Consider the following 13,230-nt stretch of genomic DNA (forward strand, 5'->3'; position numbering starts at 1 on the left):
TTTTTCTTTGTAAATAGCCTCTTTTTGCTCTAAAACGATTTCGTAGTTTTATTATTTTAAACCACATTAAAGCCTTAATTTTACGGTAGAATATATGAAAAAAATAAAAAAAATAGCGGTAATGACATCTGGAGGCGATGCCCCAGGAATGAACGCTGCAATAAGATCTGTAGTTAGAGCATGTGCTTACTACAGAGTTAGTTGTGTTGGTATTTATAGAGGTTATGAAGGCCTTATAGATGCAGACTTTATTGAGTTAACAGCTAGAAGTGTAAATAATATTATAAACAAAGGAGGTACCATTCTTAAATCTGCTAGATCTAAAGAATTTAGAACAAAAGAAGGTAGAAAGATTGCTTTTGAGAATTTAAAAGAACAAAACATTGAAGGGTTAATTGTTATTGGTGGTGATGGTTCTTTTACAGGAGCAGTTCTTTTTAATGAAGAGTATAATTTTCCTGTGATAGGAATACCAGGTACTATAGATAACGATATTTTTGGTACTTCGCATACCATTGGGTATGATACAGCCTTAAATACAGCTGTCGAAGCAATTGATAAAATTAGAGATACCGCCTCTTCTCATAACAGGCTTTTCTTTGTAGAAGTAATGGGGCGAGATGCTGGTTTTATTGCTCTTAATGCAGGTGTAGGTGCAGGTGCAGAAGAAATTTTAATACCAGAAGAAAATTTAGGTTTAGACAGAATGTTAGAATCTCTTAAAAAGAGTAGAAGAACTGGTAAATCATCTAGTATTGTTGTAGTTGCAGAAGGCGATAAATCGGGTAAAAACGTTTATGAATTAGCAAAGTACGTAGAAGAAAATTTACCAGAATATGATGTTCGAGTATCAATTCTTGGACACATGCAAAGAGGAGGTTCACCTTCTTGTTTCGACCGTGTTTTAGCAAGTAGATTAGGTGTGAAATCTGTTGAGTTACTGCTAGATGGTAAAACAAATCTAATGGTAGGTTTAAAAGATAACGAAGTAATAAGCTCTAGTATTTTAGAAGCAATAAAAGGAGGGCATTCTATCAACCACGAACTCTTAAGAGTTTCTGATATAATGACCACATAAAAATAATTAATTTAAAATTAGTAAAATGATTAAAATAGGAATTAACGGTTTTGGAAGAATAGGAAGATTAGCTTTTAGATCTACAGTAAATAGAAAAGATGTACAAGTAGTAGCTATTAATGATTTATTAGATGTAGATTATTTAGCTTACATGTTAAAATATGACTCTGTTCATGGTAATTTTGAAGGAACTGTAGATGTAAAAGACGGTATGTTAGTTGTAAACGGTAATTCAATTAGAATTACAGCCGAAAGAGACCCTGCAAACCTTAAATGGAATGAAGTGTCTGCAGAATATGTAATTGAATCTACTGGATTTTTCTTAACAGAAGAAACTGCAGGTAAGCATTTAGAAGCTGGTGCAAAAAAAGTAGTATTATCTGCACCATCTAAAGACCATACACCAATGTTTGTAATGGGTGTAAACAACACAGAATTAAAAGCAGATCAAAAAATATTTTCAAACGCTTCTTGTACAACTAACTGTTTGTCACCAATAGCGAAAGTATTAAATGACAACTGGGGTATCTCAGAAGGGTTAATGACAACCGTTCATGCAGCTACGGCAACTCAAAAAACTGTAGACGGACCTTCTATGAAAGATTGGAGAGGTGGACGTTCTGCTATTCATAACATCATTCCTTCATCTACCGGTGCAGCTAAAGCAGTAGGTAAAGTAATACCTGCTTTAAACGGTAAGTTAACGGGTATGGCTTTTAGAGTTCCTACAATGGATGTTTCTGTAGTAGATTTAACTGTAAAATTAGACAAACCAGCTACCTATAAAGAAATTTGTGCTGCAATGAAAGCTGCTTCTGAAAGCGGACCAATGAAAGGTGTTTTAGGATATACTGAAGACTTAGTAGTTTCTCAAGACTTTGTTGGTGATACTCGTACTTCTATTTTTGATGCGAATGCTGGTATTGCGTTAAACGATAATTTTGTAAAAATTGTTTCTTGGTATGATAATGAAATTGGTTATTCAACTAAAATCGTTGATTTAATCGAATATGCTGCTTCATTATAGAAAGAGTTTTAAAAACTAAAAAAAAACCTGATAGAAACAAATCTATCAGGTTTTTTTATGCTTTATTTTAAGGTATCTAAGTTTTTATTTTAGATAAATACAAAATACTATTTTACTGCAATAGCGCTAATTTCTACATTCACAAATTTTGGCAAATTAGCAACTTCTACCGTTTCTCTTGCAGGTGCTGTTTCTTCATTAAAATAAGTAGCGTAAATATTGTTGATTTCACTAAAATTATTCATATCAGAAACAAAAATAGAAGTTTTAATTACGTTTTCAAAAGTCATATCAGCAGCATTTAAAACAGCCTTCATGTTTTCCATAACTTGTTTTGTTTCTTCTTCAATAGAGTCTAAAACTAAATCACCTGTTTTAGGATTAATCGCAATTTGACCTGAGGTATAAAGTGTGTTACCAGACAATACAGCTTGATTGTATGGGCCTATCGGTGCAGGTGCATTTGTAGTTTTTATTATTTTTTTCATTTTTTGATACGTTTCAAGGTTGTGGTTTTTACATAAAACTTAAAATAGTCTTCTATCTGGTGGCTTGTTTTTATCCCATTTTAAATCGGCTAAAACAGAAGATTTAACACCAATAAAAAATGTGTAAGAAGAGTTGGTGCCAAACGGAACCCAGTTAAAATTAAACTGCCAACTGTCTAAATCTCTTGTAAAATTGAATCTAGAGAATGTAAATCCTCCATTTTTAATGTCATAACCAGAAGAATAGCCCATTTGCCATTTTGGTGTTAATTCTATATTACCACTAAACATTAAACTATGCACACCAATTTCTCCGCCATTAATACCATCATTTCTGTAATTTGTAGAGTATGCTAAATTAATAGACCAAGGTATGTCTGCATGGTAAAGTTTTGCTTCTTTATTATTGTCTTCTTCTGTGTTAACATTGTTCCTTTGTCCAAATCTATCGGTCGGGTTAATATCTGCGCCAATAACGTCAATACCATTTTGGGCGCCATTACCATTTCTGTTGTCAACTTCGTCTTTTTTAGATTTATCAAAATCTGTACTAGAAATACTATAATTTGCAGTTATGTTTGCGTTGGTTAGTCTTAAAATATTCGGGTTAAATTCATTAATTCTAACACCTGCAGCATTCACTTTGTAAGGGTCAAAAGAGCCATTTAAGTTAACAGCTAATTTGTCTTTAAACAATCTTGTACCAGCAGAAAAACTTACCGGAGACCAACGCAAGCTATCGGCAGCAATATTGTAAGAGCTGCTAAAGTTTAAATTATTTAAAATAGTTATTTTCTCGTCTTCTTCGTCTTCACTCTCCGAATTTTTAGGGGCAACCTTAGCCTCAAGCACATTGTTTAAAGTAATTCCGATTGCATTACTTAAGCCAGCAGAAGGAGCACCATATATACCTTGATCATAAAGGGTATAGTCTAATAAGTCTGTGGCATCTGCACTTCTTTGTACTTGTTGTGTGTATTTGTCTTTAAAGTCGGGTCTGTATGAGTAAGAAATAGATGGTCTAAAAGTATGTCTTATTGTTTTTAATCGACCTTTTTTAAAATTAAAAGTTCCATATATATTGGTAGATAAACTAACACCAGCATTATATTCTCTATAGCTTTTAAATCCTCTTAAAGTATCTGTTACTACAACATCTTCTGTAATGTCATATTTTTTTTGAATGTAATCGAATTGCCAGGTTTCTTCATAGTTTACACTTGGCGATAAAGTAAAGTATTTAAATGCTTTAATATTGGTGTTTGTACCCGTTCTATGTTGCATTCCTGCTCTAGCGGTTTCAAACATTTTAGAAGTAAGAAATTCTGTGTCTGTTGTATTAATTAAGTACTGACCTTGTAGGGTGTAATTAAATCCCATTTTTTGAATGGGTGTTTTTTGAATATCTCCTTTACCTGCAAACGGATAAATACGATCCATATTTACAGTTAATGACGGCAGAGTCATTGTTATGTTTTGCGTGTTTGTATTTTGTTGATGCGTGGCAGTCAAATTCATATTAAAAGGTGTACCAACAAAAGTTTTACTATAATTAATAGAAGAATTTAGAGTGTTTGTTTGAGTTTGTGCAACATTAAATTGATTTTGAGATTCTCTAAAAAATCGACTACTTCCTAAATTTACTGAGGCAGAAAATCTAGAGTTAGGGCTAGCTTTAGAGTCTTGACTGTGAGACCATCTAATATTAAAATTATTTGCTTTGCTGTAAGTGTCAAAACCTCTAATGCCATTGATGTTATTTTCGAAATTAAAGCTAAAACTACCACTAAAGCGATACCTTTTTCTATAGTTTGATGATATTCTGCTTCCCCAACTACCATTAGAATATGCATCTGCCAAAACAGTTAAATCCATATAGTCACTTAAAGCGAAGTAATATCCTCCATTTTGAAAACCAATACCTCTTGTGCTACTTCCGGTATCAAAAGCAGGTATTAAAAATCCAGAAACGCTTGTTTCGCTTAGCGGAAAATAAGCAAAAGGTAAAAACAGCGGTGTTGGTATATCTGCTAATACTAAGTTACTAGTACCTACAATAATTTTTTTACCAGGCACTAACTTAGCTTTGTTGGTAGCAATATAGTAATCGGGTACTTTTTTATCAGAAGTAGTAAATCTAATATTTCTTACATAGATTGTAGAGTCGTTAACACGCTTAGTTTTTTCGCCATAGGTAAACATTTCACCTTGTTTTGTTTTTAAGCCATAAATTAAAGCGCGTTTGCTTTTAAAGTTGTAAATAATAGAGTCTTGTTCAGATTCTTGACTACCTTGAATAAAAACAGGTCTTTGTACATAGCCTGTACTGTCTATTAAGCCTTTAGCAAATAGGGTGTTTTTTTTGTAATCAACAATAATAATACCTGCTTTTAGGTCTATATCTGTATAGGTAATATGCGCCTCATTGTAGAGTTCTACAGTTTTATTTTTGGTATTTTGTATGGTGTAATCTTTGGCATCATGAATGATAATATCTTCGATGGTTTCTTTAACTTTAATACTATCTTTAGCGGTAGTATCTTTTTTTTGAATCGCTAAAGAATCTTTAGTGTTTTTTAAGAGAGATATACTTTTTTTTACAGCCTCATTTTTAGGTTTTTCGTTTTGAGAAAACCCTTTATTTATAAATAAAAGACAGCAAAATAAAAGAATGTATGATATTTTTGTTTGCAATGCTATAAATGCTATTTTTGTATTAAGGTAAAATTATGGCTCTATTTTTGGAGTACAAAATTTACATTGCCAAAATTAGTTAAAATTTATTGATGCTATTTAAACAAAATCACAAATTTAGTACCAAAGTAAAAATTATCGTTAAATTTCTCTTTGTATTTGCTTTTTTAGCGACTTCTTTAAAAACAGAGGCACAAAAAAAATACGTAATAGTTATAGATGCTGGTCATGGAGGTAAAGATCCTGGTAACCTAGGGAATGGTTATAAAGAGAAAAATATAGCTTTAAAAGTAGCTTTGGCTGTTGGAGATAGGTTAAATAAAAATAAAGACATTAAAGTAATTTACACCAGAAAAGGCGATACTTACCCGCCTTTATGGAAAAGAGGAGAAATTGCAAACAATGCAAAAGCAGACTTATTTATTTCTATTCATTGCGACTCTCATACATCTAATGCCTATGGTGCTGGTACTTTTGTATTAGGATTAAGAGGAAATAAGAAAAACTTAGAAATAGCTAAAAGAGAAAATGCTTCTATTTTCTTTGAAGAAGATTATAAAGAAAGGTATGTAGGTTTTGATAAAAACTCTGCAGAGTCTGTCATAGGATTGTCTCTTTTACAGGAAGAAAATTTAGATAAAAGCTTGGCCATTGCAGGTTTAATTCAGCACAACTTTGCTTTTAAGTTAAAAAGAAATGACCGTAAAGTAAAGCAAGATAATTTTCAGGTTTTAAGAGAAACCGTTATGCCAAGTGTTTTGGTAGAATTGGGGTTTTTAACCAATAAAAAAGAAGGGAAATTTTTAAATTCTAAAGCTGGTCAAGCGCAAATGAGTTCAGCAATTTCAGATGCTGTTTTAAGTTATGTAGATAATTTAAAGAAGAATACTGTACAGCTTAATACAACACCCGAAACATCAAATAGTAATGTAGAGTTTAAGGTGCAAATTGCATCTAGTAGTCGTAAAGTTACTACAAAAGCATATAATTTTAAAGGATTAAAAAATATTGACAGAGTTAAGGTAGGTAATAGTTACAAGTATTATTATGGAATTACTTCTAGCTATACCGATGTAAAAAAATCTCTAGAAATAGCTAAAAAGAAAGGATTTTCATCAGCATTTGTGGTTGCTTTTAAAGAGGGTAAAAAGGTCTCGGTGGCAGAGGTTATTAAAACCAACTAAATTCTAGTACTCTCCCAAATATTATTAGTAATTTTGTGATAAATTGTAGATAAATGACAAAAGAGTTTAAAATAGGAATTGTTGCTATTATTATCATAGCTATTTTTATATGGGGTTATAATTTTTTAAAAGGAGAAAACCTTTTCGATTCAAATTCTCGATATTTTAAAGTAGAGTATTCAAATATTGCAGGCTTAAGCAAGTCGAGTTTAGTAACTATTAACGGACTAAAAGTAGGTAAAATCACTCAAATAGAATTTAATAAAGAGGTTTCAAAAAAAGGCGGACTTATTGTAAGTTTTGTTGTAAATAATGATTTTCTTTTTTCTAAAAATAGTATTGTTAAAATATATTCTCCTAGTCCTTTAGGAGGTTCAAATTTAGCCATAGTACCAAGTTATGAAGGCGAAGATGCCATTTCTGGAGATTATTTAAAAGGAGAAATAGAGTCTAGCTTGTTTACCTCAATTGGCGAGCGTTTAGATCCTTTACAAGCAAAACTAGAACATGTTATTATTAGTGCAGACTCTTTATTTAAGAACGTAAATAATATTTTAGATATACCAACGCAAAATAGTATAAAAACTTCTGTTAAAAGTTTAGAGTTTACTTTAAACGAAGTGAAAAAAACAATCGTAATTGTTAATGATTTTATGGATGAATCAACAAACGATTTAAAAGAAAGTATTGCCAATACAAAATTGATTACAGCTAATTTTTCTAAAGTTTCAGACACATTAGCAAATGCAAATATTGGTGAGATTATGCGAAAAGCAGAAACCACACTTAATTCAGCTAATTTTATGTTAGCTGGTATTAATAACGGAAAAGGAACTATAGGTAAGTTGGTTACCGATGATGTTTTGTATACCAATTTAGCTGAAATGTCTAAAGAATTAGAAAACTTACTTAGAGAGTTAAAATTACACCCAAAAAGATTCGTTCATTTTTCATTGTTTGGTAAAAAAGCAGCAGCATATCAGCCAACAAACGAAGATGTTAAAGAAAATTCTAATAATTAAATCATAAAAATATGCAATACTTACCAAACATCGTTTTTGCCTTAACATTATTATTAGGTATTGGTTTTTTTACTATAAATATTAGAAAAATATCTAGAAATATAAACCTCGGGAAAGATCTTAATAGAAATGATAAAAAATCTGAGAGGCTAAAGAATATGATAATGATTGCTTTAGGGCAATCAAAAATGATTAAAAGACCGTTTTCTGGCTTTTTACACATTGTTGTTTATGTTGGCTTTATTATTATAAATATTGAGGTATTAGAAATAATAATTGATGGTCTATTTGGTACTCATAGAATTTTTAAGGACTTTTTAGGCACTCAAATCTATGGTTTTTTAATAGGAACTTTCGAGGTTCTTGCAGCATTGGTTTTTATCGCAGTAATTATTTTTTGGATCCGAAGAAACTTATCAAATATCAAACGTTTTTTAAGTAGCGAAATGAAAGGATGGCCTAAAAAAGACGGAAATCTTATTTTATATTTCGAAATGGTTTTAATGAGTCTTTTCTTATTGATGAATGCTGCGGATGCTTCATTTCAACAAGCAGGAATAGGAAATCCAATGAGTCAATTTATAACACCTCTATTTGATGGTTTTTCTGCTGATAGCTTGCATTTAATAGAGAGAACTGCTTGGTGGATACATATTTTAGGTATTTTAGTTTTTCTAAATTATTTATACTATTCTAAACATTTACATATTTTATTAGCGTTTCCAAACACTTATTATGCCAATTTAAATCCAAAAGGGCAATTTAATAATTTAGAAGCGGTTACAAATGAAGTAAAAATAATGATGGATCCAAGTGCAGATCCTTATGCTACTCCAGAATCTTCAGAAGAAGAAGCTATCCCAGAAAAATTTGGTGCATCTGAAGTTACAGATTTAAACTGGGTTCAGTTAATGAATGCTTATACTTGTACAGAATGTGGTAGATGTACTTCTGCATGTCCTGCAAACTTAACAGGAAAAAAACTATCTCCTCGTAAAATTATGATGGATACAAGAGATCGTTTAGAAGAGGTTGGTAGAAATATAGATGCTAATAAAGGTGTTTTTAAAGATGACGGAAAACAGCTTTTGAACGATTACATAACTCCAGAAGAATTATGGGCTTGTACAAGTTGTAATGCTTGTGTAGAAGAATGCCCTGTAAATATAGATCCGCTTTCTATTATTTTAGACATGCGTAGGTATTTGGTAATGGAGCAAAGTGCTGCACCACAAGAGTTAAATGCGATGATGAGTAATATTGAAAACAATGGTGCTCCATGGCAATACAACCAGCAAGACCGTTTAAACTGGGCAAAAGAAGAATAAAATTAATTTTATGTGTTTAATTTTAGCAATACTTCGCTAACCAAAAATTAAATTCTAATACAAAAACTATAAACTATGATTGTACAAACAATGGCAGAAATGATGGCTCAAGGAAAACAACCAGAAGTTTTATTTTGGGTTGGAGCTGCAGGAAGTTATGATGATAGAGCAAAAAAAATAACAAGAGCATTTGTAAAAATATTACAGCATGCAAATGTAGATTTTGCTGTTTTAGGTACCGAAGAATCTTCTACAGGAGATGCTGCTAAAAGAGCTGGAAACGAATTCTTGTTTCAGATGCAAGCAATGATGAACATCGAGGTTTTAAATGGATACAATATTAAAAAAATTGTAACCTGCGATCCTCATTCTTTCAATACCTTAAAAAATGAATACACTAATTTAGGTGGTAATTATGAGGTGTTGCATCACACACAATTCATACAAAACCTTATCGCAGAAGGACGTTTAAAAATAGACGATAAAAACCTTCAAGGAAAAAGAGTTACTTTTCATGATCCTTGTTATTTAGGAAGAGCAAATGATGTATATGAATCTCCAAGAGACCTAATAAGAAGATTAGGTGTAAATTTAACAGAGATGAAGCGTAGCAAACAAACAGCTTTGTGTTGTGGTGCTGGAGGTGCTCAAATGTTTAAAGATGCAGAGCGTGGAGACAAAGAAATAAATGTATTAAGAACAGAAGACGCTTTAGAAACCAAACCAGATATTATTGCAACAGGTTGTCCTTATTGCAATACAATGATGACTGATGGTATAAAATTTAAAGAAAAAGAAGATAGTGTTATTGTAAAAGATATTGCAGAATTGATTGCAGAAGCAAATAATTTGTAAATAAATAACAGTACTTATATTCCGAATTTTTAATATTTTAGAATTACATCCTTTTAATGACACAAAATTATATAAAAGCAGCTCGATTAAGAACTTTACCTTTATCTATTTCAGGCGTTATAGTTGGTGCTGTTTTAGGTAATTATCATTTTTATAATGTTGCACTTAGCAATGATTCACTATCTATTTTTTCTTCTCCAATTTTTTGGTTTGCAATTTTAACGACTATTGGTTTTCAAGTAATTTCTAACTTTGCAAATGATTACGGAGATGGTGTAAAAGGGACAGATAAAAATAGGTTAGGTGAGGCTCGCATGGTTTCATCAGGTGCAATTACACCCAGGCAAATGAAAAGAGCTATTGTTATAGCTACGACCTTAACGTTAATATCTGCGTTATTTTTAATATTTTTTTCTTTTGGTAGTCAAAACTTTAAATATTCAATCTTATTTTTTTTCTTAGGAATCACAGCAATTATAGCCGCAATAAAATATACAGTTGGTAACTCTGCCTATGGTTACAGTGGTTTTGGAGACCTATTTGTTTTTTTGTTTTTCGGATTGTTAAGTGTAGTTGGCAGTTATTTTCTGTTTACAAAGCAACTAGATTTAATAGTGTTTTTGCCAGCAATTTCTATTGGGTTTTTAAGTACTGCGGTTTTAAACTTAAACAATTTACGTGATAGAGAAGAAGATGCAAAAAATAATAAAAATACTCTGGTAGTAAAACTAGGTGTTTTAAAGGCAAAAAAATATCATTACTTTTTAATATTCGGAGCGCTTTTTTGTGCAATTTTATTTTCATTTTTTAGGTTTTCATCAATTTATCAATTTATTTATTTAATTGCTTTTATTCCGTTACTAAAAAATGTTAAAAAAGTAGCTTTAAATGATAATCCAAGAGAGCTAGATGGTGAATTAAAAAAAGTAGCTTTAAGTACTTTTTTATTTGCAATTCTTTTTTCAGTGAGTCATTTTTTTTAATTCTTGATTAAAACACATTATATTTCATGAAAGCAATAAAAATTATTTTAAGTAGTATCTCATTAATAATTGTGGTGTTTTTACTTACAGGCTTGTTTGTAAAAAAAACTGATTATAGTGTTCAAGTTTCAATTAATAAGCCTCTTGAAGTTGTATTTGAGACCTTTACAAACGTAAAAAATGTTAAAAATTGGATTCCAGAAATTATTTCTATTGATGTTTTAGAAGAAAATATAGCCAAAACAGGTAGTGTGTATAAAATTGTTATAGAAAATAAGGGACAAGAAATAACAATGACAGAAAAGATTATGGCATACATTCCAAACGAAAAAATTACATTGTTTTTTGATGCAGAGAATATGTTAAAAAAGGACGATTATACTTTTTCAGAGACAGATGGTGTTTCAACTGTAACTTTAAATGCAAGTTGCCAAAGTGATTCTTATATTATGGCGTGTATTTTTCCGTATTTTAAGGGTACATTTAAAGCACAAGATCAATCTTACTTAAATAATTTTAAGGAGTTTATAGAAAGCAAAAATTAAATTATACATACCATTCATACAACATTGATAAAAGCAACTTACAAAAAATACATTCTCAATTTTAAAAACCCAAGCGGAACATCTCGTGGTGTTTTAAGAACTAAAGAAACTTGGTTTATTCTGTTAGAAGAAAACGGCAAATCAGGTATTGGAGAAACGGGTTTGTTTAGAGGTTTAAGTATAGATGATGTTCCTAATTATGAAGAAAAATTAATTTGGGTTTGTAGTAATATAGATAAAGGAGAAGAGTTGTTGCTTAAAGAGCTTTTTGAGTTTCCTTCTATTCAATTTGGATTAGAGCAAGCTTTTTTATCTTTACGAAGTAAGGATTCTTTCGAGTTGTTTCCATCAGAATTTACCAAAGGAAACGAATCTATTTCTATAAACGGTTTGGTTTGGATGGGAGACAAAGAGTTTATGAAAACTCAGATTAAAGAAAAATTAAAAACGGGTTTTTCATGTATAAAAATGAAAATTGGTGCAATTGATTTTGATACAGAAATAGCGTTGTTAAAATCGATTAGAAATGAATTTTCTTCAAATGAAATTGAATTAAGAGTAGATGCAAATGGTGCATTTACCAAAGAAAATGCTTTAGAAAAACTAAGTGTTTTATCAGCGTTAGATTTACATTCTATAGAGCAACCAATTAAACAAGGTCAGTTAGAAGAAATGGCTTTTTTATGCGAAAAAACACCTTTGCCAATTGCGTTAGATGAAGAGTTGATTGGTGTGTTTACAGAGTCTGATAAAAAGACACTTTTAGAAACCATACAACCACAATATATTATTTTAAAACCCAGTTTGGTTGGTGGAATCGCAGGAAGTAAAGAGTGGATTTCTATTGCAGAAAACAACAACATAGACTGGTGGATTACCTCTGCATTAGAGAGCAATATTGGTTTAAATGTAATTGCACAATTTACCTATGATTTACAAAATAAATTGCCTCAAGGATTAGGAACTGGTGGTTTGTTTACAAACAATTTTACAAGTCCGTTAACTGTTGCAAATGGAGCGTTACACTATAATAACGCTATACAATGGGACTTTAAACTATAAGCTTTTAAGATGAATTTTATACAGCAAGCATACAAAGGTAAAAATGAATGGTACCATTGGTTAGTAACGATACTATTGGTGTTTTTTGGGTGGCAAATTTTGGGTGTTATTCCTTTGGTGGTAGCAGTATTTAATGTGTCAGAAAATTTAGCCCAATTTACAGAATTTGCACAAGCAAGTTTTATGACGGCAGGTATTGATAAAAATCTTTTTCTGTTTTTAATGATCTTATCTTTTTTTATAGGTTTGATTTTTCTTTTTGTAGGTGTTAAATATGTTCATAAAAGAAGTATTACTTCTTTAATAACCAGCCGAGAAAAAATAGATTGGAATCGTTTTTTTTATGCGTTTTTTGTGTGGGGTAGTTTGGCGGTTGTAATGACGTTTATCGGAATTTATCTAGCTCCAGAAAATTATACATGGAACTTTAATGCGACTCCTTTTTTCATTCTAGTTGCTATTTCATTGGTATGCATTCCTTTTCAAACAAGTTTAGAAGAATTACTTTTTAGAGGCTACTTGATGCAAGGTCTCGGTGTTTTAGTAGGAAACAGATGGGTTCCTTTGCTTATTACATCGGTAGTTTTTGGGTTATTACATGGCGCAAATCCAGAAGTTGCAAAACTAGGACAGATTGCTATGGTATTTTATATTGGTACAGGTTTTCTATACGGAATTACAACTTTAATGGACGAAGGCACTGAAATTGCCTTAGGTTTACATGCTGTTAATAATATCACTGCTGCTTTTTTAGTAACAACAGATTGGACTGTTTTTCAAACAGATGCTTTGTATATAGATACTTCAGAGCCTTCTGTAACGTGGCAAATGTTTATTCCTGTTTTTCTTTTATATCCTTTGATGTTGCAGATTTTTTCTAAAAAGTATGCTTGGTCAAACTGGAAAGAAAAATTAACAGGTGCTGTTTTAGTTCCTAAAACTATTCAAGAAGACAATTTATAAC

The 13,230-nt window shown here is 31.1% G+C and carries 12 protein-coding genes; 10 read left to right on the forward strand and 2 right to left on the reverse strand.

All coding sequences use genetic code 11. The features are described 5' to 3' along the window. Positions 1 to 94: 94 nt before the first annotated feature. Complete coding sequence (gene pfkA / locus Q0678_RS06485) at positions 95 to 1,078, forward strand: 6-phosphofructokinase (protein WP_299055547.1); 984 nt, start codon at positions 95 to 97, stop codon at positions 1,076 to 1,078. Positions 1,079 to 1,103: 25 nt separating this feature from the next. Then, the gene (gene gap, locus Q0678_RS06490; RefSeq protein ID WP_299055550.1) at positions 1,104 to 2,105 is read left to right on the forward strand and encodes a type I glyceraldehyde-3-phosphate dehydrogenase; all 1,002 of its coding nucleotides are present in this window, start codon (positions 1,104 to 1,106) and stop codon (positions 2,103 to 2,105) included. A gap of 107 nt (positions 2,106 to 2,212) precedes the next feature. Here the strand turns inward: gap and Q0678_RS06495 are convergent, their stop codons facing one another. Both Q0678_RS06495 and Q0678_RS06500 read right to left on the reverse strand, forming a co-directional pair. Next, a complete protein-coding gene (locus Q0678_RS06495; RefSeq protein WP_299055552.1) occupies positions 2,213 to 2,593 on the reverse strand; it encodes a RidA family protein in 381 nt (126 codons plus the stop codon). 39 nt (positions 2,594 to 2,632) lie between these two features. Then, positions 2,633 to 5,287, reverse strand: a complete 2,655-nt coding sequence (locus Q0678_RS06500; protein ID WP_299055555.1) for a putative LPS assembly protein LptD — start codon at positions 5,285 to 5,287, stop codon at positions 2,633 to 2,635. Between the two features lie 92 nt (positions 5,288 to 5,379). Between Q0678_RS06500 and Q0678_RS06505 the strand changes: the two genes are divergently transcribed. The 8 genes from Q0678_RS06505 (at position 5,380) to Q0678_RS06540 (ending at position 13,229) form a co-directional block, all read left to right on the forward strand. After that, the gene (locus Q0678_RS06505; protein WP_299055557.1) at positions 5,380 to 6,471 is read left to right on the forward strand and encodes an N-acetylmuramoyl-L-alanine amidase; all 1,092 of its coding nucleotides are present in this window, start codon (positions 5,380 to 5,382) and stop codon (positions 6,469 to 6,471) included. A gap of 53 nt (positions 6,472 to 6,524) precedes the next feature. Beyond that, positions 6,525 to 7,493, forward strand: a complete 969-nt coding sequence (locus Q0678_RS06510; protein WP_299055560.1) for an MlaD family protein — start codon at positions 6,525 to 6,527, stop codon at positions 7,491 to 7,493. A gap of 11 nt (positions 7,494 to 7,504) precedes the next feature. Continuing rightward, positions 7,505 to 8,821 (forward strand): (Fe-S)-binding protein, encoded by a 1,317-nt coding sequence (locus Q0678_RS06515; protein ID WP_299055563.1) that lies wholly within the window; start codon positions 7,505 to 7,507, stop codon positions 8,819 to 8,821. 75 nt (positions 8,822 to 8,896) lie between these two features. Continuing rightward, complete coding sequence (locus Q0678_RS06520; protein WP_299055565.1) at positions 8,897 to 9,676, forward strand: (Fe-S)-binding protein; 780 nt, start codon at positions 8,897 to 8,899, stop codon at positions 9,674 to 9,676. Positions 9,677 to 9,732: 56 nt separating this feature from the next. Then, positions 9,733 to 10,659: a 1,4-dihydroxy-2-naphthoate octaprenyltransferase gene (gene menA / locus Q0678_RS06525; RefSeq protein ID WP_299055567.1), complete on the forward strand. Its 927-nt coding sequence runs from the start codon at positions 9,733 to 9,735 to the stop codon at positions 10,657 to 10,659. Positions 10,660 to 10,685: 26 nt separating this feature from the next. Continuing rightward, positions 10,686 to 11,204, forward strand: a complete 519-nt coding sequence (locus tag Q0678_RS06530; protein WP_299055569.1) for an SRPBCC family protein — start codon at positions 10,686 to 10,688, stop codon at positions 11,202 to 11,204. Positions 11,205 to 11,228: 24 nt separating this feature from the next. Next, the gene (locus Q0678_RS06535; RefSeq protein WP_299055572.1) at positions 11,229 to 12,266 is read left to right on the forward strand and encodes an o-succinylbenzoate synthase; all 1,038 of its coding nucleotides are present in this window, start codon (positions 11,229 to 11,231) and stop codon (positions 12,264 to 12,266) included. Between the two features lie 9 nt (positions 12,267 to 12,275). Beyond that, the gene (locus Q0678_RS06540; RefSeq protein WP_299055574.1) at positions 12,276 to 13,229 is read left to right on the forward strand and encodes a CPBP family intramembrane glutamic endopeptidase; all 954 of its coding nucleotides are present in this window, start codon (positions 12,276 to 12,278) and stop codon (positions 13,227 to 13,229) included. Position 13,230: the final 1 nt, after the last annotated feature.

It is taken from the genome of uncultured Polaribacter sp. (assembly GCF_947497125.1).
Taxonomy (GTDB): Bacteria; Bacteroidota; Bacteroidia; order Flavobacteriales; family Flavobacteriaceae; genus Polaribacter.

Coding starts and splice junctions, on each gene's coding strand:
- Q0678_RS06495 (WP_299055552.1), bottom strand. CDS start 2,593: ATGAAAAAAATAATAAAAACTACAAATGCACCTGCACCGATAGGCCCA.
- Q0678_RS06520 (WP_299055565.1), top strand. CDS start 8,897: ATGATTGTACAAACAATGGCAGAAATGATGGCTCAAGGAAAACAACCA.
- Q0678_RS06530 (WP_299055569.1), top strand. CDS start 10,686: ATGAAAGCAATAAAAATTATTTTAAGTAGTATCTCATTAATAATTGTG.
- pfkA (WP_299055547.1), top strand. CDS start 95: ATGAAAAAAATAAAAAAAATAGCGGTAATGACATCTGGAGGCGATGCC.
- gap (WP_299055550.1), top strand. CDS start 1,104: ATGATTAAAATAGGAATTAACGGTTTTGGAAGAATAGGAAGATTAGCT.
- Q0678_RS06540 (WP_299055574.1), top strand. CDS start 12,276: ATGAATTTTATACAGCAAGCATACAAAGGTAAAAATGAATGGTACCAT.
- Q0678_RS06510 (WP_299055560.1), top strand. CDS start 6,525: ATGACAAAAGAGTTTAAAATAGGAATTGTTGCTATTATTATCATAGCT.
- Q0678_RS06515 (WP_299055563.1), top strand. CDS start 7,505: ATGCAATACTTACCAAACATCGTTTTTGCCTTAACATTATTATTAGGT.
- menA (WP_299055567.1), top strand. CDS start 9,733: ATGACACAAAATTATATAAAAGCAGCTCGATTAAGAACTTTACCTTTA.
- Q0678_RS06505 (WP_299055557.1), top strand. CDS start 5,380: ATGCTATTTAAACAAAATCACAAATTTAGTACCAAAGTAAAAATTATC.